The following is a 22,556-nucleotide window of genomic DNA, read 5'->3' as shown; positions in this document are numbered from 1 at the left end:
GTGATGTGATATCGCTGAAAGGGGACGAACGATGATCTATTTTGATAATAGTGCGACGACAAAACCATACCCGGAAGCCTTGCAATCTTATGTAACAGTTGCAGGAAAATATTTTGGAAATCCTTCTTCTATTCATTCCCTTGGAGGAGAATCAGAGCGTTTATTAACGCAATCACGTGCGATTGCAGCTCAGTTTCTTCATGTAAAGCCTTCAGAGATTATCTTTACGTCTGGAGGAACAGAAGGGAATAACCTTGCAATTAAGGGGATTGCGATGAGAAATCGCTCCCGCGGCAAGCATATGATTACAACAAATATTGAACACGCTTCTGTGTCTGAAGCATATAAACAGCTGGAAAATCTTGGTTTTGACGTTACATATTTACCTGTAAATGAAAATGGTGTTGTATCGATAGAAGATGTAAAATGTGCTCTTCGAGAGGATACAATTCTTGTTTCCATGATTCACGTTAATAATGAAACAGGAGCAATTCAGCCTGTTGGTGAAATTGGAAAGTTGTTAGTGGACTATCCGAAAGTACGGTTCCATGTGGATCATGTGCAAGGAATTGGAAAAGTACCACTTGACTTTTATGAAAATCATATTGACCTTTGTACAATTTCTGGGCATAAGTTCCATAGTGTAAAAGGAACAGGGCTTTTATATGTTCGTGATGGCGTTAGACTTGATCCAGTTTTATCAGGTGGTGGACAAGAGTTGCGTTACCGTTCTGGTACAGAAAACTTGCCGGGAATTGTTGCAATGATAAAAGCTTTGCGAATGACATTAGAAAAGCAGTCAGAGAATATCATACATCTTCAAACATTAAAAAAAGAACTCATTCATGTTTTTAATGATATGGAGGATGTTACAATTAATACGCCGAATGACCATACGGCACCGCATATTTTAAACGTATCATTTGTAGGATTAAAGCCAGAGGTTGTTGTACATGCCTTAGAAGAACGTGATGTGTATGTATCGACAAAGTCTGCTTGTTCTTCAAAAGCAAACGAAATCAGCCATGTTTTACTGGCGATGGGCTTACCGCATGCAGTAGCAGCAAGTGCGATTCGCATGAGTCTAGCGCCGGAAAATACGATGGAAGAAGTAAAACAATTCGAAGGAATTGTAAAAGAAACATTGCCAAAATTATATGAAGTGATGAGGTAAGGAAAGATGATGACATACGAATATATTTTAGTTCGTTACGGCGAAATGACAACAAAAGGAAAGAACCGTTCTAAATTTGTAAGTACGTTGAAAGATAACGTAAAACATAAGTTGAAGAAATTTACAAACTTAAAAATTGATGCGACGCATGATCGGATGTATATTCAATTAAATGGTGAAGATCATGAAGCGGTTGCGGAGAAGTTAAAAGATGTGTTTGGTATTCATAAATTTAACTTGGCTATGAAAGTACCAACAGATTTAGAAGAAATTAAAAAAGGTGCACTCGCTGCTTTCCTGCAAGTAAAGAGTGAAGTAAAAACATTTAAAATTACGGTTCATCGTTCTTATAAGCACTTTCCGATGCAAACGATGGAATTGCTTCCAGAAATCGGCGGGCATGTTTTACAAAATACAGAGGATATTACAGTAGATGTTCATAATCCAGATGTAAATATCCGTATTGAAATTAGAAGTGGTTATAGTTATATTATGTGCGATGAGCGCATGGGAGCTGGCGGTCTTCCAGTTGGTGTTGGCGGAAAAGTTATGCTTCTTCTTTCTGGTGGTATTGATAGCCCAGTTGCTGCTTACTTAACAATGAAACGCGGCGTATCAGTGGAAGCTGTCCATTTCCATAGTCCGCCATTTACAAGTGAGCGCGCGAAGCAAAAAGTTATTGACTTAGCCCAAGAGTTAACGAAGTATTGTAAACGTGTAACACTTCATCTCGTACCGTTTACAGAAGTGCAAAAAACAATTAATAAAGAAATTCCATCTAGCTATTCGATGACAATTATGCGCCGTATGATGATGCGCATTGCAGAGCGTATTGCAGAAGAGCGTAACGCGCTTGCTCTTACAACAGGGGAAAGCCTTGGTCAAGTAGCGAGTCAAACATTAGATAGTATGCACACGATTAACGAAGTGACAAATTATCCAATTATCCGTCCACTTATTGCGATGGATAAGCTAGAAATTATTAAAATTGCAAATCAAATCGGTACGTATGACATTTCGATTCGTCCGTATGAAGATTGTTGTACAGTATTTACTCCAGCAAGTCCAACAACAAAACCGAAGCGTGAAAAAGCAAATAAATTTGAATCATACTATGATTTTACGCCGCTTATTGAAGAAGCAGTTGCCAATACAGAGAAAATGGTATTACAAACAGTAGAAGTAGCAGAAGAAGAACAATTCGAAGATTTATTTTAAAACCATAAATTACCATTAAAAGATATGTATGAAGCCATATGGTTTATCACACTCTATACTCACAAGGAGGTGATACCATATGGCAAACACAAATCAATTAGCAGTTGCTGGTGCGCAAGCTGCTTTAGATCAAATGAAGTATGAAATCGCTCAAGAGTTTGGTGTACAACTTGGACCAGATGCAACATCTCGTGCTAACGGATCTGTTGGTGGAGAAATTACAAAACGTTTAGTTGCAATGGCTGAACAACAATTAGGTGGTTTTCAACGATAACAACCATATATAATGGCTTAGAGAGAGCGGGATTCCCCGCTCTTTCTTTTTTTGTTGTTTTTTGTAAAAAAATAAGAGAAAACATCTACTATTGTAGCCAACTGGTCAAAATATAAACCGATTTGTCAAAAGAAGATAGTTTTGAATTGACAGAAAATTCTTTATCATCGACAGAAAACTCTTTATTATTGACAGAAAATTCTTTATTATTAAAAGGAAGTCGTATATTGTAAAGGGGGAAGCGTATGAGACATGTGAGCCGCGAAGAGTTATTAGCACCGCCGACGTATAACTTAGTAGAAGAGATGGAGCGTCATGCAAAGCAACCAAATAAGCTTGCGCTTATTTGGCAAGATGATCAAGGCAATAAAAAGAAAGTAACATATGGGGAATTGTTACAAGGGGCAAATAAGATTGGAAACGCTTTTATAAAAAGTGGTCTGCAAAAAGGGGACAAGCTTCTAATTATGATGCCTCGTCTTATTGAAACATATATGACGTATATTGCCGCAATTAAAGCGGGATTTGTTGTCATTCCAAGTTCAGAAATGCTGCGTAAAAAAGATATTGAATACCGCATTGCGCATGGAGAAGTAAAAGCGATTGTGAGTTATGAGCCGTATGTTAGACAATTCGATGGAATCGAAGCCATGAATTCGCTTTATAAATTTGTATTAAGTGAAGAACCGCTAGACGGCTGGAACAATATAAGAGAAGCGCTTGAAACAGAGAGTGATGTACTAAAAATAGCAGAGACAAATTGTGATGATATGGTGTTTTTATCATATACATCTGGAACGACAGGTAATCCAAAAGGTGTTGTACATACACATGCTTGGGCGTATGCTCATCTTCGTACGAGCGCTGCAAATTGGTTAGCGATCGAAGAAAATGATGTTGTATGGGCAACAGCAAGTCCAGGGTGGCAAAAGTGGGTTTGGAGTCCTTTTCTTGCAACACTTGGTTCAGGTGCAACGGGATTTGTGTATCACGGGAAATTTGACCCGACAACATATTTACAATTATTAAGTGATAATAAAGTAAATGTGTTGTGCTGTACGCCGACTGAATATCGCTTAATGGCAAAAATAGACAACTTGCAGCAATATGACTTGTCTTCCTTGCATAGTGCTGTTTCAGCAGGAGAGCCATTGAACAGAGAGGTTATTGATACGTTCCGAAATTATTTTCATGTAACGGTTCGTGATGGTTATGGCCAAACAGAAAATACATTACTTGTTGGTGTATTAAAAGGAATGGAAACAAAGCCTGGTTCGATGGGGAAACCAACGCCAGGTAATCAAGTTGATATTGTTGATGAAGATGGTAAACCAGTTCTTCCGGGAGAAGTAGGAGATATTGCGGTACATATCAAAACACCAGCATTATTTAAGGAGTACTATAAAGACCCGGAACGTACAACTATGCAATTTCGCGGTGATTATTATATTACAGGTGATCAGGCGAAAAAGGATGAAGATGGCTACTTCTGGTTTGAAGGGCGAGGCGATGATATTATTATTAGTTCTGGTTACACAATTGGACCGTTTGAAGTGGAAGATGCACTTGTGAAGCATCCATACGTAAGAGAATGTGCTGTTGTGGCAAGTCCAGACGAAATAAGAGGGAATGTCGTAAAAGCCTTTATTGTTTTACAAGAGGGGATAGAGGAACAAGATGAAATGTTAATTCCACTTCTGCAAGAGCATGTAAAAGAATTAACAGCACCTTACAAATACCCGCGGAAGATTGAATTTGTGAAAGAACTTCCAAAAACAATTTCCGGTAAAATTCGCCGCATTGAATTGCGAAAGCGTGAAATGGAAATAGCTTCGAAGTAAAGTGAAACTTCCATCAGTGGGGGGGGCTTTATCCCCCACTGATGGAAAGCTCTCACCAATCGGACTTTTACGGACAGTTATCCCCCACCTATTTTCTTTGAGTCTTGAGGTAGGGGTTTTACTGCCCGCCAATAGCGGGATAAAGAAGGATTGTAAGTACGAAAGAATCGTGGGCAGAGAAATCTGCCTGCTTTTTTTCTTGCTGCCAATTTCGTACACTAAAAAGTAAGAAGCAAAGGGGGAGAAAAAATGGGAGAACTTTGGTATGGCGGAAAGATTTATACAATGGAAGAAGAAGGAACGACCGTAGAAGCTGTTTACGTAGAAAATGGTAAGATTATTGCTATTGGAATGAAAGAAGATTTAGAAGCTCGTTATCATCCGGAGCAATTATTTGATGTAGAAGGAAAAACAATGCTCCCTGGTCTTGTAGACAGTCATATGCATCTTATTGGACACGGGGAACGATTGCTTCGCTTAGATTTATCAGCATGTACATCTTATCAAGAAGTGTTAAATCTTGTTGCTGAACGAGTAAAAATAGCCAAGCAAGGAGAATGGATTATTGGAGAAGGCTGGAATGAAAATAACTTTACAGATCGGAAAGACATACATAAACGTGATTTAGATGTTCTGTCACTTCATCATCCTATTTTATTGAAACGCGTTTGTCGTCATGTGACTTTGGTAAATTCCTATATTCTTGAGAAAGCAGAGATTATGCAGGATAGAGAAGATCCGAAAGGCGGGAAAATTGGGCGTGATAAAACTGGTGAATTCACAGGTTTATTGTACGAACAAGCGCAGGATTTGATTGCTCATATTCAACCAGAAATCGATGCAGCGTATTTAACAAACGCATTGAAAACAGCCATTCAAGATTGTTGGAAATACGGGTTAGTTGGTGGTCATACAGAAGACTTAAACTATTACGGTGGTTTTCAAAAAACATATAAAGCTTTTGCAGAAGTGATTCGAGATATGCCGTTTAAAGCACACCTTCTTGTTCATCATGAGGTGGCACATGAACGGAAGTGCTATGAGAATACACATTATATTGAGTTTGGAGCAATGAAAATCTTTTCGGATGGTTCCTTTGGCGGACGAACAGCGCTGCTTAGTGAACCATATGAAGATGCAAAGGAAACAAATGGAGTTTCCATCTTTTCACGTGATGAGCTGGCGCTACTTGTAAAACAAGCGAGAGATTTCCATATGCCTGTTGCAATTCATACAATTGGTGATTTATCACTTGAATATGTGATAGATGCGCTCGAAATGCATCCACCAAAGGAAGGGCAGCGTGATCGTATTATTCACTGTCAGCTTGTGCGTGAAGAGTTAATCGATCGCATGAAGAAGCTCCCTGCAATTTTAGATCTTCAACCTGTCTTCGTTTCTTCCGACTTTCCATCTGTTATTGAAAAACTAGGAAAACAGCGTCTTCGTTATGCGTATGCCTGGAAAACACTTCTTCATGCTAGCTTGCACTGTGCGGGCGGTTCGGATGCACCAATCGAGCAGGTGAACTCGCTTTTAGGGATATATAGTGCCGTAACAAGGAAAAGCTTTGTGGATGGAAACTGTTACATACCAGAAGAAAGGTTAACAGTATTTGAAGCCGCTTCGCTATTCACAACAGGAAGCGCATATGCAATCGGAAAAGAAGAAAGCCGGGGGAAAATTGCTGCAGGATATGAAGCGGATTTTACTATATTAGACAGAGATATATTTGACATTCAAGAAGAGGAAATAAAAGAGGTAGATGTTGTAATAACGGTTGTAGATGGTGAAATTGTATATAAAAAATAGAGGCGGCATATGCCGCCTCTATTTTTTATAAAAACGTTCTTTGTACTTTTTCCCAGAACGAGTTATTTTTTAGTTTTACTGTTTTAATTTGTTTATCGCTTAAACGAACAACTGCTTTTTCAACTTGTTTAATACTTAATGCTTCGTTATCCATGCCCATGACAGGATAATCTTTTCCATTTGGAGCTAATTTTAATGTCAATGTACGATTGCTACTTAAAATAAATGGAGAACCAAGTGTACGGTACGTATTGTTATTTAAAGAAGCAAGTTCACTCACTTGGAAACATGGAATTAATGGATCCACAACAGCTCCGTGTAGTGATTTATTATACGCCGTGCTTCCAGTTGGTGTAGAAACGACTAAGCCATCGCCTCTGAATGTTTCAAAGTATAAGTCATCAACGTACACATCTAGTACAAATGTTTTAATAACGCTAGAGCGCAGTGAAAATTCATTTAAGCAATAAAAAGATGTATCGTGATCAACTGTTATTTGAATTGTTGGATATCTTCTTACTTTAATTTCATTTTTTGTGATTTCTTGAAGGGCGCTATCGACATGGTCAATGTGGAAGTCACAGTAAAAGGAAATATCATCTGTTGTCGAAACCCCTGCGTATAAACAATCTTCACGAAATCCTGTTTTTCTGACAGCTTGCAAGAATGTACCGTCGTCGCCAACACTAACGATGGCATTTGCATGTTTTGGATGGTCTAATATTGTAAATCCATTTTCTTCTAAAATGTCGTATACTGGTTTCATTTTTTCGACAAGTGTTGCTTTATCATCACCGTAAAAGAAAAATAAATTGCGACGATCTGCCATTTTGTATCCCTCCATGCAGTAAATAATATGTTCGAATATTATATTTCGATAAAAAGTATCAAAAGTCCTTCTATTTTTTAGAAAAATCTATATTTTCAATTTCGTTTATTCTTTTCATATTGTGTCGATAATGGATACGGAATGAAAGGATGGTACGATGAAGTGGCTTGCGATTGGAATTGGAATACTTATTTTGTTCGTCTTGCTTATTTTGTTATCGAAATTATCGCTGAAAATTAGTTTGTTATATACAGAAACAGAAAAACAGTGTTTATTTCAAGTGAAAATATGGATGATTCATTATACGTTTGATGTACTTGAGCGGATAGAGAAACAACAAAAGAAAACAGATCAAAAAATTGAAAAAGCAGGAGAAGAGGGCGGAACAGAAGATAAGTTTGTAGCAATGCTTGACAGTATGGCCGAGGTTATAAAAAGGATGCAAGAAATCCATACTATGATGAAAGGTTTTCTTCAAAAAGTGAAAATCAAAAATTGGAGATGGCGTTCGCAAGTTGGAACAGGTGATGCAGCGAGCACTGGAGTTATAACAGGTTATGTATGGTCAGTAAAAGGAATGATTGTTGGTGTTGCTGGAAATTACATGGAAATTATCGATGCGCCTCAGCTTGAAGTTACTCCAATTTTTCAAGGGAAAACTGTGGCATCACATTGTGAATTAACAGCTTCATTTCGTATATACCGTGCAGTGAAAGCGGCAATTCGTATATTTGTATTTTTGAAACAACAAGGAGTTATTGCTACAGATAATGCAATGCAACAATGAACATAGGAGGGATTATGTGGAACATCCAATTCAAGGATTGATGACAACAGCGATGCAACATTTAAATCATATGATTGATGTAAGCACAATCGTCGGTGATCCAATTCAATCGCCAGATGGAAGTGTCATCTTACCGGTTTCTAAAGTAAGTTTTGGCTTTGCGGCGGGCGGGAGTGAATTTGGTAAACTTGAAAACAATAATCGCCATCCATTTGGCGGTGGTAGTGGGGGTGGCGTTTCCATTAATCCAATTGCTTTTCTCGTTGTAAATAGTGAAGGTGTGAAAGTGCTTCACTTAGATAAACAGACGCACATACTTGATAAAGTAATGGAATTAGCACCGCAAGTAGCCGATAAAGTGAAAGAAATGATGAACACACAAAAAGATGAACAGCCGGAGTATGAAATATAGAAAGAAGAAGCTAATCGAGTGATTAGCTTCTTTTTTCATAAAACAGAACGATTCATTTGCATTCTGTTTGCTGAACATCTATCATTTACACTGTACATATTTTGTTTTAGAAAAGGGAGGATTTTTAAATGGCAAACGTAACGTTTAAGGGAAACCCAATCACTTTAGTTGGAACAGAAGTTAAAGTAGGCGACCAAGCGCCTAATTTTCAAGTATTAGCAAATGACCTATCTCCAGTAACTTTAGAAACATACAAAGGTGCAGTGAAATTAATTAGTGTTGTACCATCTATCGATACAGGTGTATGTGATGCGCAAACTCGTCGTTTTAACGAAGATGCAGCTGGTATTGAAAATGCAAAAGTATTAACAATTAGCGTTGATTTACCATTCGCTCAAAAACGCTGGTGTGCAGCTAACGGTTTAGAAAATGTTGTAACGCTTTCTGATCACCGTGACCTTTCTTTTGGCGAAGCATACGGTGTTGTAATGAAAGAACTTCGTTTACTTGCACGTGCAGTATTCGTAGTAGATAGCAACGACAAAGTTGTTTACGTAGAATATGTAAGCGAAGGTACAAGCCATCCAAATTACGAAGCAGCATTAGAAGCAGCAAAAGCTGCAAAGTAATGTGAAGAGTAAAAAGCGACCTCTTGTGAAAAGAGGTCGCTTTTTCTTTTGGAAAGAATTTAGAGTGTGGTATGATATAAGTTATGTGTATTTTAGTTTTAAGGAGGAATTTTCGTGAGTTCAACAGTAGAAACATTATTTTCTATCTTTGATTCTTCTGCCGTAATTTTACGTAAAGAATTAGACATAACCTATTTAGAAGCGCTTGTAGAAACAGGCGATAATTTATTTGAAGGAACAATTTTACAAGAAGGATTAGAACAGCCAACAATTGAACGACTAGAGCGTGAATATAGTAAGTTTAATGAAGAAAACTATAAAGGCGAAGAAATTCGCAAAGCGTTTCAACTTGCCATCTTAAAAGGAATGAAAGAAGGCGTACAAGCAAATCATGAAATGACGCCAGATGCGGTTGGTATGTTTATGAGTTATTTATTCCAGAAATTTATGAAGGATCAAAAGGAAATGACTGTTTTAGATCCTGCAGTTGGAACGGGAAATTTATTAACGACAATCTTTAACGGTTGCCCAGAAGGTACAAACGTGAGCGGATTTGGGGTAGATGTAGATGATTTGCTTGTTAAGCTTGCTTTAGTTAATGCAAATTTACAAAAACAAGCAGTTGAGTTTTTCAATCAAGATGGCTTAGCTCCCCTTTATATTGATCCAGTTGATGTAGTTGTGTGTGATTTACCAATTGGCTATTATCCAAACGAAATTGGTGCAAGTGAATATACTTTAAAAGCAGATGAAGGCATGTCTTATGCACATCATCTTTTTGTTGAACAAAGTGTAAAACATACAAAAGAAGGCGGATATTTATTTTTCTTAGTACCAAATTTCATATTTGAAAGTGATCAAGCGCCAAAACTTCATGCATTTATTAAAGAAACATGTTTTGTACAAGGGCTACTACAGCTACCTGTTTCCATGTTTAAAAACGAAAAAAATGCAAAAAGTATATTTGTTCTCCAAAAGAAGGGACAAGACATACAAATGCCAAAACAAGCGTTATTAGTAGAATTACCAAAATTCTCAAATATGACAGCGATGGAGAATATTATGAATCAAATTAATGGTTGGTTCGCTAAACAAAAGTAAACAATGTTTATATGTAACAGGTATATACTAATATATAGTACAGTTTTATAGTGTTTACAAAATTCAGTAATATATATAAGAACAAAAATAAGAATTATAAAATCTGTAATATAAAAAAAATCTTTGTGTTACAATTTTTTCACTTGAAATATATGTCGTACGATGTTTAAATTAAAATCGTGAGTATAAAACTTCTGTCGGTAAAACGTTTGTGTTAGCTGGCAGCTAGTTGAAGACATAAAATTGAGCGGTTTGTGGAAGGATTCCACACGGCTAACAAGAGAAAAAGGGGCGAAAGACTAGATGTCAAAAATCATCGCGATTAATGCAGGAAGCTCTTCCTTGAAATTCCAATTATTTGAAATGCCAAGTGAAACAGTATTAACAAAAGGTTTAGTAGAACGTATCGGTTTAGAGGATAGCGTATTTACAATTACTGTGAACGGTGAGAAACAAACAGAAGTAACAAATATCCCAGACCATGCAGTTGCGGTTAATATGCTTGTAAATAAATTAACTGAAACAGGTATTATCAAATCTCTTGATGAGATTAGCGGTACGGGTCACCGTGTTGTACACGGCGGTGAAACATTCCCAGATTCTGTTCTAATTGATGACAAAGTATTAGCAGATATCGAAGCTTTAAGTGAGTTAGCACCACTTCATAACCCAGCAAACGCTATTGGTATTAAAGCGTTCCGAGAAATTCTTCCGAACGTACCTGCAGTAGCAGTGTTCGATACAGCATTCCACCAAACAATGCCGGAAGAATCTTTCTTATACAGCTTACCTTACGAATACTATGAGAAATTCGGCATCCGTAAATACGGTTTCCACGGTACTTCTCACAAGTACGTAACAGAGCGTGCAGCTGAATTATTAGGCCGTCCACTTGAAAGCTTACGTTTACTTTCTTGTCACTTAGGTAACGGTGCAAGTATCGCAGCTGTTGAAGGCGGAAAATCAATCGATACATCTATGGGCTTCACACCACTTGCTGGTGTAACAATGGGTACACGTTCTGGTAACATTGACCCTGCGTTAATTCCATACATTATGGAAAAAACAGGACAATCTGTAGACGAAGTTCTTGACGTATTAAACAAGAAAAGTGGTATGTTAGGTCTTTCTGGATTCTCTAGTGACTTACGTGACATTGAACAAAAAGAAGAAGAAGGAAATCACCGTGCAGAAGTAGCACTAGACGTATTTGTAGGCCGTATCCACAAATATATCGGCTCTTATGCAGCTCGCATGAAAGGTGTAGACGCAATCATCTTTACAGCTGGTATTGGTGAAAACAGTGCATTAATTCGTGAGCGTGTATTAGAAGGTCTTGAGTTTATGGGCGTATACTTCGATGCGAAACGCAACAATTTCCGTGGTGAAGAAGCATTCATTAGCTTCCCACACTCTCCAGTAAAAGTAATCGTAATTCCAACAGACGAAGAAGTTATGATTGCTCGTGACGTAGTACGTTTTGGAAATATTGGTTAATATATGATAAAAAGACGGGATGATTCCCGTCTTTTTGTATTATTTTTTTGAAAGTAGCTCTGTTAATCCGTTTGGGTATAATGTTTTTTCTCCTTGCAAAAATGTTTCAATGGGAACCCATACACCGTAGGAGATGTTCTGTCCTTCTGTTATTGTGAATCGACCCTTTCTATAAAGCGATTTGTTTGAGAAGCAGACAGAATACAATTGGACTAGTTCATGTCCAATTGTATTTTCTATTTGAAAGATGTTTTCTAAACAGCCCAAATATACAACGATTTCCACAGAGACTCCAAGTTCTTCTTCGAATTCTCGGATAACAGTTTGCGTTGCATACTCTCCAAGTTCAATACTTCCGCCAAGTGGTCTATAATAATAGCCCTCACCACTTTCATGTTTTCCTTTATATTCTTCAACAAGGATACAATGATTGTGTTCAATAATACCTAAGGCTTTTGCACGTGGATACATAACGTTCCTCCCATTCTTTATCCCGCATTAACGGGCAGTAAGACCCCCACCTCAAGATTCAGAGAAAATCGAAGAAGATAGGTGGGGGATAACTGCCAGTAAAAGTCCGATTGGTTCAACTAACCATCAGTGGGGGATGAAGAAAACCCCCCCACTGATGGAAGTTGCACTTTATGATGCATTTAAAGTTAACATATTTTTCAGAAAAAAACAGGCGTTCTTTCTCTTCTAGCAAATATGTTACAATGTAGAAAAAATAATCCAAGGGGTTGTTTGTATGCTGTCAAAGCGAGAAGAACGAATTTTATATGATATGAAAAGCTGGGAGCAGCAATTAGTGCAACAAGAATCAACGGATTTCCAGAGAATGTTTGATAAGTGGTTGAATGGCACATTTTCTAAGCTGCCAGAAAAAAAACGAAATGAATTTTTTTCGAAAGCAGATGGATGGCTCTTTCATCTTCATGCATTTATTCAAAGTTCGCAATCACAGCTCGATGCACGGGGACGTATTTTAGGCACGGCACGATTATTTAATGATTCCATTGAACATATTGAAGACATGAAAGCATTATCGATTGATCAATTAACATACATAGCAGAACAGCAAACAGCTCGTCATCGTTTATATTCTTTCGTGCAAGGAGGAGTAACAGGAATTGGTGGCTTTTTATTATTAAGTGCAGATTTACCAGTACTGGTTGCCTTAAATGTGAAAGCAGTGCAGTTAATCGCCACATCATTTGGTCATGATGTGAATAAACCGTATGAAATGATGCTAGCGTTAAAAGTATTCCATGCAGCCATATTGCCAGCGCACTTGCAGCAGTATGCTTGGTACAACTTACTGCAAGAGTTAGAACAAGAAGAAGCGGCTCCATTCTTCTATGAGGGAGAAGAGGAAGTACTAAATCCAGCATCTGTACAAGTACTACTAAAACAAATTTTGAAAACGTTCATTATTTATTCGCTGCGCCGCAAGTTGTTTCAAGGTGTACCAGTACTTGGGATTGCGGTTGGATCAACGGCGAATTATCGGTTAACACGGAGCATAACAGAATTTGCAAATCGATTTTATCAAATGCGTTATTTACGCCAAAAAATATAAAAAGCGAAAGGCAGCCGCCTTTCGCTTTTTAGTTTGTTGCATGTTGTTTTGATAATGGAATTGCCACTGGTTTCTTTTCCTTTGCTGGATAGTAGATTAAATCTAGTACTTTCGCCTGCACGGCAAGGGAAAGAATCGTAAAGGCAATTTCAGTCCATGATAAATAATATAATGAAAGTGCAATGACAATTGCGTCAAAAACGAAGAAAATTTGCCCAATTGTAAAGCGTGTTTTTTTGCTTAATACAATGGTTAAAATGTCATCTCCGCCTGTTGCACCACCGAATCGTAAAATAAAACCAAGTCCAATCCCAGCTAATGCACCGCCCACTACTGCAGCTACAAATAAGTGATTCGATAAATCCACCGTGAACGGAGAATAGTTTTCCATTAAAGAATAAAATACTCCGAATGAAACGGAACCAACAAATGAATAACCGACCATTTTTTTACCTAAAAATGTAGCACATAGTAAAATGACAGGAATATCCATTAAAACAGTTGAAATTGACGGTGAAATGTCAAAAAAGTTTTGTAAAAACAGTGCGATTCCTACAAAGCCACCTTCTGTTAAGTGATTTTGAAACTGAATGTGGTATAGCGCGACAGCTAAAATAAATGAACCAAGTAAAACCATAAAAATTTCTTTAATAATTTGTCGACTTTGGATGTTTTGGATGTTCTCCATCGTTATTCCTTCTCTCCGTAGTTAGTAGTTTTTTGTTTTTTCATAAACTAACTACGCCTACATAGCAGCAGTTAGTTTACATACGTCTAACTACGCTATATATCACTGAAGAAATAACGAATAATCCTCTCGTCCATCAATTCTCCCTACTTTCGTTTTAGTTTAGGTCTGAAACAGACTAAACAAAACGCTACGTGTAAGAAGAGTCTTTTCGTTGCCAAATTATCCTTCGGGCAATCATAATTTCCCCACTCTCGTATTTTTTTCGCTAGACAAAGTATCTAAGCAAAAAAATACGCTACGTGTAAGATTCGTCTTTTCGATGCCACATGCTCCTTCGAGCGATCATGATATCTAAATCCTTTCTATAAAAGATTATATTCTATTATATCATACTTTTTTTAAATGTATGTTCTTGGAAATCGACAATGGGCAACGAAAAACCTACATACTTCGTAAATATGGGAGCTTTAGTTGAAATTCATGTGAATTTTGCTGAAAAATGGTGCGATACAAAAATATTTTCCGTCGAAAGGGTCTCTGTATGAAAAAGTAAACTTTGTCGATTTTTCTGTAAAATTTACTTTAATTAATTACAAAATGTTTATTTTAAATAAAATATTTTGTATTATTCGAATAATATTATCTATGGTGACTGGAGAGATTTGTATGAAAACGATAGATATACAAGAAAGGATGGAGGAAAAAAGGAAGGAACTAATTGAACTTGTAAGAGAGTACGGTTTTTATCATGATAAAGTAATTGTATGTAGTCAAGAATTAGATAGTTTAGTATATCTTTTGATGGAAAGTATTATATACACAGAGAAGGCGTCTCATATGTCTGAAAAGAAAAATACGATTACCACTACATGTTTAACGGAATAGACAAGAGCGTATTTTCCATTATTATAATATAAATATATTTTAACTAGTTTTACGTTGTAACTTACCGTATTTGAACAAGTCGACGACGCTATTGTTTACCTATATTTGAAAGCGTTTGCAAAATACGTACAAAGGGGAACGGAAAGCAAAAAAGGATAGAACTGTTTTATCCCGCATTAACGGGCAGTAAGGCCCTCACCTCGAGAATCTAAGAAGATAGGTGAGGGATAACCGCCCGTTAAATCCCGATTGGTTCAACTAACCATCAGTGGGGGGGCACTGATGAAAGTTTCACTTTATAAAATTATTAAGTCGTTGAGGAAATATTCTCAACGACTTTTTTATTCCACTATTCGCGGGCGGTAAGACCTATACTTCAATATTCAGAGAGAAGCGAGGGAGATAGGTGGGGGATGAAGAAAACCCCCACTGATGGAAGTTTCGCTTTACTGATGTGCTTTTCCTGCAGATACATTTTGAGTTAGACGATACCAAAGCCAAAGGTCGTTAATAATGGAAGCGAGATCCGCAATTTCTGTATTGAGTCTACAAGAAATTTCAAAGTTTTCTTCGTTATTTAACCCGTGTTGTTTCGTGTTAATGATATGTTCAAGTTCTTTAATTCGATCTGGTATTTTCCCGCGAATTTGCTCCCACTTTAATAAAATTGTATGTTGCACTGTTTCAGGTATATCCTCCCATTCTTCTTGGAAATCAGGTAGTTCAATACCTAGGTGTTCGTTATATGTGAAATATTGTTCCATACATTGTTCCCTCCATTTTCTGTCTTCATTGTATCGAAAAAGAGAAAGAACTTCGATGAAATTGTTTTAAAAATAATTATGAATATCCCTTGCAACATTTTGTGAAAGGTGATAAATTATGAATTAATATTAATAACAATGAATAATTATTCTTTAGGGGGATATAAAATGGAGAACAAAAAAGTTGTATTAGCATATTCCGGAGGTCTTGATACTTCCGTTGCGATTAAATGGTTGCAAGAAAAAGGATACGATATTATTGCCCTGTGTTTAGATCTAGGGGAAGGAAAAGATTTAGAGTTTGTAAAAGAAAAAGCATTGTCCGTCGGAGCAATTAAATCTTATATGATTGATGTTCAAGAAGAGTTTGCGAATGAATATGCATTAAAAGCACTGCAAGCTCACACGTTATATGAAGGGAAATATCCACTTGTATCTGCATTATCTCGCCCGTTAATTGCTAAGAAATTGGTAGAGATTGCAGAGATGGAAGGTGCAAGTGCAGTTGCACATGGATGTACAGGAAAAGGAAATGACCAAGTACGTTTTGAAGTTTCTATCCAAGCGTTAAATCCGTATTTAGAAGTGATTGCACCGGTGCGTGAATGGAAATGGTCACGTGAAGAGGAAATTGCGTATGCAAAAGAAAACAATGTACCAATTCCGATTAACTTAGACAGCCCGTTTTCAATTGATCAAAACTTATGGGGACGCAGCAACGAATGTGGAATCTTAGAAGATCCATGGGCAGCACCGCCAGAAGATGCATATGAAATGACGTTAGCATTAGAAGATACACCAAACAAACCCGAATTTGTAGAAATTGGTTTTGAAGCAGGGGTGCCAACGACATTAAATGGCGTATCATATTCACTTTCAGAGTTAATTAAAACGTTAAACGCTCTTGCTGGTAAGCACGGGGTTGGCCGCATCGACCATGTAGAAAATCGTCTTGTTGGTATTAAGTCACGTGAAGTGTATGAATGCCCAGCGGCGATGACATTGATTACTGCACATAAGGAATTAGAAGATTTAACACTTGTAAAAGAAGTAGCACATTTTAAACCGATGATTGAACAAAAATTAACAGAGTTAATTTATAACGGTTTATGGTTCTCGCCTTTAAAAGATGCTCTTGTTGCCTTTTTACAAGAAACGCAAAAAAATGTAACAGGTACAGTACGTGTGAAACTGTTTAAAGGACATGCGATTGTAGAAGGACGTAAATCAGAGTATTCTCTATACGATGAAAAATTAGCGACGTATACAGTAGATGATGAATTTAATCACGATGCAGCGATTGGATTTATTTCATTATTTGGTTTACCAACAAAAGTATACAGCCAAGTGAATCAAAAGAAGGTGGAGGCATGAGCAAACTTTGGGGCGGCCGTTTTACGGAACAGGCTGAACAGTGGGTTGAGGAGTTTGGAGCTTCCATCTCCTTTGACCAGCAATTAGCAGTAGAAGATATACAAGGAAGTATGGCCCATGTTACGATGCTTGCGAAATGCGGTATCGTAACGGCTGAAGAAGGAGAGAAAATTAAAAACGGCTTGCAGTATTTACTTGAGAAAGCAAAGAAGCAAGAGCTTACGTTTTCTGTTGAAGCAGAAGATATTCATTTAAACATTGAAAAGATGTTAATTCAGCATATTGGTGAAGTTGGCGGTAAGCTGCATACAGGAAGAAGTCGTAACGACCAAGTAGCAACGGATATGCATTTGTATTTGCGAAATGAAGTGCAAGGCATCATCGAGGCAGTGAAACAAGTGCAAATTGCACTTGCAGGACAAGCTGAAGAACATATTGAAACAATTATGCCAGGGTATACGCATTTGCAGCGTGCACAGCCAATCTCTTTTGCCCACCATCTCCTTGCATACTTTTGGATGTTAGAGCGCGATGCGAATCGTTTTAAAGATTCGTTAAAACGTATTAACATTTCTCCGCTTGGAGCCGGGGCACTTGCTGGGACAACATTCCCGATTGATCGCGAGTATAGTGCACAGTTGCTCGGTTTTGAAGGAATATATGAGAATAGCTTAGATGCAGTAAGCGACCGTGACTTTATTCTTGAATTTTTAAGTAATGCTTCTATATTAATGATGCATTTATCACGTTTTTGTGAGGAACTTATTTTATGGAGCAGTCAAGAATTTCAGTTTATTGAAATGAGCGATAGTTATGCAACGGGTAGCAGCATTATGCCGCAAAAGAAAAATCCGGATATGGCAGAGCTTATTCGCGGGAAAACAGGAAGAGTATACGGCAACTTGTTTAGCTTATTAACAGTTATGAAGGGATTGCCGCTTGCTTACAATAAAGATTTGCAAGAAGATAAAGAAGGTATGTTCGATACGGTAAATACAGTAAAGGGCTGTTTACATGTAATGGCAGGCATGCTTGAGACGATGACGGTGAAAAAAGATAAAATGGCAAAGGCTGTCACGCAAGATTTTTCAAATGCGACAGAGATTGCAGATTATTTAGCGAGTAAAGGGTTACCGTTTCGTCAGGCACATGAAATTGTAGGAAAACTTGTCCTTCATTGTATTAACGAAGGTGTTTATTTGCTAGATTTACCGTTAACAACCTACCAAGAGATGAGCTCGTTATTTGAGGAAGACTTATATGAAGTGCTTTCACCATATGCAGCAGTAAAACGAAGAAACAGTGCAGGTGGTACAGGATTCGCACAAATTGAACAGGCACTTCAAAAAGCAAAAGAGATAGTAGAAAATCCCGTGAACATGTAATGTTTCACGGGATTTTTCATGATTGTTACATATATTCAATTAATGTACTTTCTAATGCATACGATCTTTGTAGGGATGTTGTTTTTCGTTTACGGCTTGTAGCAGTTCCAAACATAATATTTTCAGGGTCTAAGCTATGCGTTCGATAAGAGTTTCTATCTGGATTTTTTCCTTGTAGTTTTCGGTGGGAATAGAATAAGATATGTCCGAGTTCGTGCGCAAGTGTATTTTCTAGCGAAGATTTTGTAAGGATAATATGGTTGAAGCGGCTTTTCGTCGTGAAGGAAGAGAACGTTCGTCCTGTCGTATTACTCGAGAGGTGCCTTGCATTTGTATAGAATATTGAAATACTATTTGGATTTGGAAAGAGATATTTTCTTTCACGAAATAATCGCTGTATATTTTTGCTTTGTCTTTTACGAAATGAAGTATCATTCGTTTGAACAGAAAAATTTTTCAGCGTTGTGATACTTGTGATAATAAAGTCTATGTTCCATATTTTGGTTGCTAACGCAACTTGCTGCTTAATTTGTTTTTCAGTTACATTACAGCCGGGAAGAGTAAATATACATAAGTTCATAATCGGAGTAGCGGATTTGCTTTTTCTTTTATTCTCATCACTCAAAAACATCACACCTTTATGCTTGGACATATATATAATGTATGCATAAAGAAAAGGGTTGCTTGTACGCTGCAAGCAACCAGTCGCCTATATTTTTTCATGTTCGTATTTATGCTTTCCTTCTGTAATGCGAATATATTCTATATCCATTAAATCGCGAAAAAGTGCACCGTGACTTAACTCTACACCATGTTTTTCTTTGAAGTGGGCACAAATTTTTTCTACCATGTCAATTTCTTGTCCGTTTAAATCCAGTATAATACGTTCATGACTTTCCATGCCGTTTCCCTCATTTCCTTTTTTCTTAGCATAACCTTACAGAATCATCTTATCCTGCTATTTTAGGGCAGTAAGACGATTAAGAGAAAAGCGAAGAAGATAGGTGGACCCCCACTGATGGAAGTTTCACTTTATTTTAAAGCAAATAAAAAAGCACCAAGCTCATGAAATAAAAGCTTGGTGCTGCTTCATTACAGTTATTAAATTTCTCCTTGCTCTTCTTCACCGCGAACAACAAGGACATCGCATTTTGCATAGCGAATAATATGTTCAGAGACGCTGCCGATTAAGAAACGCTCTACTGCGTTTAAACCAGTTGCACCGCACATAATTAAATCAACGTTGTGCTTCGGTGCGATATCTTTCGAGATTTTTGATTTTGGATTACCGAATTCTAATACAGTTTCTATTTTTGTAAGTCCCGCTTCTAGTGCAGTCTTTTTGTAGTCTTCTAATAGATCTTCTGCAAATAAGTTTGCACGTTCTGCAATAGCGCGGCTATATGCTTCGACTGCAGAGTAAGCTTTGACGTCAACGATATGAGCGATTGTTAATGTAGCGTTGTTACGCTTCGCTACTTGAATGGCTTTTTTGAATGCTTTTTCAGCTTCTTTAGAACCATCGACTGCAATTAAAATATTTGTATATGTAGTATTCATGAACGATTCCTCCCAATTGTATAAGTGTTATAACTCTTTACACTTTTATTATAAAGTAAATTATGGAAAAAAGTATGTCAGAAACGTTACAGAATTTTGAAAAATCTGTTCAAACTTTTTAGTTGTAATTGTTCGAAGAAGTTGTTACATATGAATTATAGCAAGAAAAAAGGAGGCTTATTTTTGTGAGACATGCGCTCATTACAGCCGGTACAAAAGGTTTAGGGAAGCAAGTAACAGAGAAATTATTAGATAAAGGATATTCGGTAACAGTAACGTATCGCAGTGATATACAAGCGATGGAAAAGTTACAACAGCAATATAAACATCTTGCACATCGTATGCAATTTGTACAAGCGGATGTAACGAAACAAGAAGATTTACATAAAGTAGTAATAAAAGCGATGGAGCGTTTTGGTCGTATTGATTTTCTGATTAATAATGCAGGTCCTTACGTATTTAAACGTAAAAAATTAGTTGAGTATAAAGATGATGAATGGAATGAAATGATTCATGGTAATTTAACGGCAGTTTTTCATTTATTAAAGCTCGTTGTACCGATTATGCGACAGCAGAAATTTGGCCGCATTGTGAATTACGGATTTCAAGGAGCGGATAGCGCGCCGGGATGGATGTATCGTTCCGCATTTGCAGCTGCAAAAGTCGGACTAGTTTCACTCACAAAAACGATTGCCTATGAAGAAGCAGAATACGGTATTACATCAAATATGATATGTCCGGGTGACATTATTGGTGATATGAAAGAGGCAACAATTGCTATGGCACGTACGTTACCCGATCATCGTACACCAATTGGGCGTTCTGGTACAGGGGAAGATATCGCACGTGCAATTTCCTTTTTATGTGAGGAAGATTCGGACATGATTACGGGAACAATTATAGAAGTAACGGGAGCAGTTGACGTTATTCATCGATATCGTCAAAACTAGACAAATTCTATCGGACAACTTGCGTTATTTTTGTCAAAAAATGCGAGATTATGGTAAAATATAAGAGAATAGAAAGCGCTTTATGAAAAGCGTATATGCTATGGCTATTCAGGGGTAATTTTATAATCTCAAGGGGGAATTTCCAATGCGTATCGGTGTACCAACAGAAGTTAAAAACAATGAAAATCGTGTGGCAATGACGCCAGCTGGTGTTGTTCATTTAATTCACAATGGTCATGAAGTTTTTGTTCAAAAAGGTGCTGGTTTAGGATCTGGTTTTACAGATGAAGCATATGTAGAAGCAGGTGCAACAATTGTAGAAACAGCACAAGAAGCTTGGAATCAAGAGATGGTTATGAAAGTAAAAGAGCCAATCGCAAGCGAATACGGCTATTTCCGCGAAGGCTTAATTTTATTCACGTATTTACACTTAGCTCCAGAACCAGAATTAACAAAAGCATTAATTGAAAATAAAGTAGTCGCAATTGCGTATGAAACAGTTCAATTAGACAACCGTTCTTTACCATTACTTGCACCTATGAGTGAAGTAGCTGGTCGTATGGCAGCGCAAATTGGTGCGCAGTTCCTTGAAAAAAATAAAGGCGGCAAAGGCATTTTACTTGCAGGCGTTCCAGGGGTAAAACGCGGAAAAGTAACAATTATCGGCGGTGGTCAAGCTGGTACAAATGCTGCTAAAATTGCAGTTGGTCTAGGTGCTGAAGTAACAATTATCGACTTAAGTGCAGAGCGTCTTCGTCAATTGGATGATATTTTCGGTAACCAAGTAGCAACATTAATGTCTAACCCGTATAACATTGCAGAAGCTGTAAAAGAATCTGATCTTGTTATCGGTGCAGTATTAATTCCAGGAGCAAAAGCGCCAAAACTTGTAACAGAAGAAATGATTAAATCTATGGAACCGGGTTCTGTTGTAGTCGACATCGCAATCGACCAAGGCGGTATTTTTGAAACAACTGACCGTATTACAACACATGACAACCCAACTTACGAAAAACACGGCGTAGTTCACTATGCAGTTGCAAATATGCCTGGTGCAGTTCCACGTACGTCAACTCTTGCGTTAACAAACGTAACAGTACCATACGCAGTACAAATCGCAAACAAAGGCTACAAAAAAGCTTGCTTAGATAACAGTGCCTTATTAAAAGGTATTAATACATTAGATGGCTACGTAACATTCGAAGCAGTTGCAGAAGCACATGGTTTACAATATGCAGATGCGAAAGAGCTTCTTGAAAAAGCTCCTGCTTTATCATAAGAAAGAATACACAGCGGCTGCCCATTGGGTAGCCGCTTTTATTATGGTTTCATCCGTGCTCGTGCAGTTTCTCGTTGGCTACTTACAGGAAGAGACTCCCCTGCTTTTGCTAAACCGAATAAGGGCATATTTGCATATACACTCTCGTATTGACCTTTCTCAACAACAAATGTTTCATGAAAAATGCCAACCGTTTCAGTTTTGGAAGCTTTTTGGTTAAAATTTTTCCATGCTTTTAAATGTAAGGAAGCGTGACGTGCATAGTGTTCAAGGTCTTCAAATGATTTCCAATATTGAATTTGTACAATTGTGCGGCCGGTGAAGAAAGATTCTGTGCTGAGAAAACCGAGTTCTTTATTTTCATATAGTTCTTTTAGCATTCCACCCATTGCTAGCGCTACGGGCAACCATTTCGAAACAGCAAATAGCTTATTAATGCGCATACCAATCACAAACACTACAAATGAATCGTCCATCTGTGCAGTATAACGTCCAGGTATTACAGGTTTCATCAT

The 22,556-nt window shown here is 37.5% G+C and carries 23 protein-coding genes and 1 pseudogene; 16 read left to right on the top strand and 8 right to left on the bottom strand.

All coding sequences use genetic code 11. The annotated features are described in order from the left end of the window. The first annotated feature begins 31 nt into the window (after nt 1-31). The 5 genes from CN326_RS01260 to CN326_RS01240 all read left to right on the top strand — a co-directional run bounded on the left by CN326_RS01260 (nt 32) and on the right by CN326_RS01240 (nt 6,319). On the top strand, nt 32-1,174 hold the full coding sequence (locus tag CN326_RS01260) for a cysteine desulfurase family protein (RefSeq protein ID WP_098305427.1): 1,143 nt from the start codon (nt 32-34) through the stop codon (nt 1,172-1,174). A 6-nt stretch (nt 1,175-1,180) separates the two neighbouring features. Then, a complete protein-coding gene (gene thiI / locus CN326_RS01255; RefSeq protein ID WP_098305425.1) occupies nt 1,181-2,392 on the top strand; it encodes a tRNA uracil 4-sulfurtransferase ThiI in 1,212 nt (403 codons plus the stop codon). A gap of 79 nt (nt 2,393-2,471) precedes the next feature. After that, nucleotides 2,472-2,666 carry an alpha/beta-type small acid-soluble spore protein gene (locus CN326_RS01250; protein ID WP_098305423.1) on the top strand — a complete coding sequence of 65 codons (195 nt, stop codon included), beginning with the start codon at nt 2,472-2,474 and terminating at the stop codon, nt 2,664-2,666. Between the two features lie 254 nt (nt 2,667-2,920). Next, the gene (mbcS, locus tag CN326_RS01245; protein ID WP_098305499.1) at nt 2,921-4,507 is read left to right on the top strand and encodes an acyl-CoA synthetase MbcS; all 1,587 of its coding nucleotides are present in this window, start codon (nt 2,921-2,923) and stop codon (nt 4,505-4,507) included. A 249-nt stretch (nt 4,508-4,756) separates the two neighbouring features. Next, nucleotides 4,757-6,319 carry an amidohydrolase gene (locus CN326_RS01240; protein ID WP_098305421.1) on the top strand — a complete coding sequence of 521 codons (1,563 nt, stop codon included), beginning with the start codon at nt 4,757-4,759 and terminating at the stop codon, nt 6,317-6,319. 25 nt (nt 6,320-6,344) lie between these two features. Here the strand turns inward: CN326_RS01240 and CN326_RS01235 are convergent, their stop codons facing one another. Beyond that, nucleotides 6,345-7,148, bottom strand: a complete 804-nt coding sequence (locus tag CN326_RS01235) for an NAD kinase (protein ID WP_098305419.1) — start codon at nt 7,146-7,148, stop codon at nt 6,345-6,347. A gap of 157 nt (nt 7,149-7,305) precedes the next feature. Between CN326_RS01235 and CN326_RS01230 the strand changes: the two genes are divergently transcribed. The 5 genes from CN326_RS01230 to CN326_RS01210 all read left to right on the top strand — a co-directional run bounded on the left by CN326_RS01230 (nt 7,306) and on the right by CN326_RS01210 (nt 11,574). Further along, nucleotides 7,306-7,935: a DUF2953 domain-containing protein gene (locus CN326_RS01230; protein ID WP_098305417.1), complete on the top strand. Its 630-nt coding sequence runs from the start codon at nt 7,306-7,308 to the stop codon at nt 7,933-7,935. Between the two features lie 16 nt (nt 7,936-7,951). Beyond that, nucleotides 7,952-8,347, top strand: coding sequence for a GerW family sporulation protein (gene ytfJ / locus CN326_RS01225; protein ID WP_098305414.1), 396 nt, complete (start codon nt 7,952-7,954; stop codon nt 8,345-8,347). 128 nt (nt 8,348-8,475) lie between these two features. Further along, the gene (gene tpx, locus CN326_RS01220; RefSeq protein ID WP_098305412.1) at nt 8,476-8,976 is read left to right on the top strand and encodes a thiol peroxidase; all 501 of its coding nucleotides are present in this window, start codon (nt 8,476-8,478) and stop codon (nt 8,974-8,976) included. A gap of 114 nt (nt 8,977-9,090) precedes the next feature. Beyond that, nucleotides 9,091-10,077: a class I SAM-dependent methyltransferase gene (locus CN326_RS01215; RefSeq protein ID WP_141524948.1), complete on the top strand. Its 987-nt coding sequence runs from the start codon at nt 9,091-9,093 to the stop codon at nt 10,075-10,077. A gap of 303 nt (nt 10,078-10,380) precedes the next feature. Then, on the top strand, nt 10,381-11,574 hold the full coding sequence (locus CN326_RS01210) for an acetate kinase (protein WP_098305408.1): 1,194 nt from the start codon (nt 10,381-10,383) through the stop codon (nt 11,572-11,574). Nucleotides 11,575-11,613: 39 nt separating this feature from the next. Here the strand turns inward: CN326_RS01210 and CN326_RS01205 are convergent, their stop codons facing one another. Continuing rightward, nucleotides 11,614-12,045 (bottom strand): NUDIX hydrolase, encoded by a 432-nt coding sequence (locus tag CN326_RS01205; protein ID WP_098305406.1) that lies wholly within the window; start codon nt 12,043-12,045, stop codon nt 11,614-11,616. A gap of 277 nt (nt 12,046-12,322) precedes the next feature. Between CN326_RS01205 and CN326_RS01195 the strand changes: the two genes are divergently transcribed. Further along, nucleotides 12,323-13,153, top strand: a complete 831-nt coding sequence (locus CN326_RS01195; protein WP_098305404.1) for an EcsC family protein — start codon at nt 12,323-12,325, stop codon at nt 13,151-13,153. A 28-nt stretch (nt 13,154-13,181) separates the two neighbouring features. Here CN326_RS01195 and CN326_RS01190 read toward each other — a convergent pair whose 3' ends face one another. Beyond that, nucleotides 13,182-13,832, bottom strand: coding sequence for a YitT family protein (locus CN326_RS01190; RefSeq protein WP_098305497.1), 651 nt, complete (start codon nt 13,830-13,832; stop codon nt 13,182-13,184). 678 nt (nt 13,833-14,510) lie between these two features. Here CN326_RS01190 and CN326_RS25495 point away from each other — a divergent pair. Next, the gene (locus tag CN326_RS25495; RefSeq protein ID WP_098305402.1) at nt 14,511-14,729 is read left to right on the top strand and encodes an aspartyl-phosphate phosphatase Spo0E family protein; all 219 of its coding nucleotides are present in this window, start codon (nt 14,511-14,513) and stop codon (nt 14,727-14,729) included. A 446-nt stretch (nt 14,730-15,175) separates the two neighbouring features. Here the strand turns inward: CN326_RS25495 and CN326_RS01180 are convergent, their stop codons facing one another. Then, nucleotides 15,176-15,493 carry a radical SAM protein gene (locus CN326_RS01180; RefSeq protein ID WP_098305400.1) on the bottom strand — a complete coding sequence of 106 codons (318 nt, stop codon included), beginning with the start codon at nt 15,491-15,493 and terminating at the stop codon, nt 15,176-15,178. Nucleotides 15,494-15,661: 168 nt separating this feature from the next. On the opposite strand from CN326_RS01180, the gene CN326_RS01175 reads away from it, so the two are divergent. Beyond that, the gene (locus tag CN326_RS01175; protein ID WP_098305398.1) at nt 15,662-16,867 is read left to right on the top strand and encodes an argininosuccinate synthase; all 1,206 of its coding nucleotides are present in this window, start codon (nt 15,662-15,664) and stop codon (nt 16,865-16,867) included. After that, complete coding sequence (argH, locus tag CN326_RS01170) at nt 16,864-18,252, top strand: argininosuccinate lyase (RefSeq protein ID WP_098305396.1); 1,389 nt, start codon at nt 16,864-16,866, stop codon at nt 18,250-18,252. Before CN326_RS01175 ends, argH begins: the two co-directional genes overlap by 4 nt. 25 nt (nt 18,253-18,277) lie before the next feature. Here argH and CN326_RS01165 read toward each other — a convergent pair whose 3' ends face one another. The 3 genes from CN326_RS01165 to CN326_RS01155 form a co-directional block, all read right to left on the bottom strand. Beyond that, nucleotides 18,278-18,877, bottom strand: a complete 600-nt coding sequence (locus tag CN326_RS01165) for a hypothetical protein (protein WP_098305394.1) — start codon at nt 18,875-18,877, stop codon at nt 18,278-18,280. A gap of 84 nt (nt 18,878-18,961) precedes the next feature. After that, nucleotides 18,962-19,153 (bottom strand): ProA domain protein, encoded by a 192-nt coding sequence (locus CN326_RS01160; protein WP_098305392.1) that lies wholly within the window; start codon nt 19,151-19,153, stop codon nt 18,962-18,964. Between the two features lie 200 nt (nt 19,154-19,353). After that, a complete protein-coding gene (locus tag CN326_RS01155) occupies nt 19,354-19,812 on the bottom strand; it encodes a universal stress protein (RefSeq protein ID WP_098305390.1) in 459 nt (152 codons plus the stop codon). Nucleotides 19,813-19,962: 150 nt separating this feature from the next. Here CN326_RS01155 and CN326_RS01150 point away from each other — a divergent pair. Next, a pseudogene (locus tag CN326_RS01150) lies at nt 19,963-20,762 on the top strand (SDR family oxidoreductase). A gap of 145 nt (nt 20,763-20,907) precedes the next feature. After that, nucleotides 20,908-22,041, top strand: a complete 1,134-nt coding sequence (gene ald / locus CN326_RS01145) for an alanine dehydrogenase (RefSeq protein WP_098305386.1) — start codon at nt 20,908-20,910, stop codon at nt 22,039-22,041. Between the two features lie 41 nt (nt 22,042-22,082). On the opposite strand, the gene CN326_RS01140 is transcribed toward ald, so the two are convergent. Further along, nucleotides 22,083-22,553 carry a DUF4188 domain-containing protein gene (locus CN326_RS01140; protein ID WP_098305384.1) on the bottom strand — a complete coding sequence of 157 codons (471 nt, stop codon included), beginning with the start codon at nt 22,551-22,553 and terminating at the stop codon, nt 22,083-22,085. Nucleotides 22,554-22,556: the final 3 nt, after the last annotated feature.

Source organism: Bacillus sp. AFS018417, assembly GCF_002560985.1.
GTDB lineage: Bacteria > Bacillota > Bacilli > Bacillales > Bacillaceae_G > Bacillus_A > Bacillus_A rhizoplanae.
Note: the sequence above shows the minus strand (reverse complement) of the source record. Positions and strands in the feature narration are given on the sequence as shown.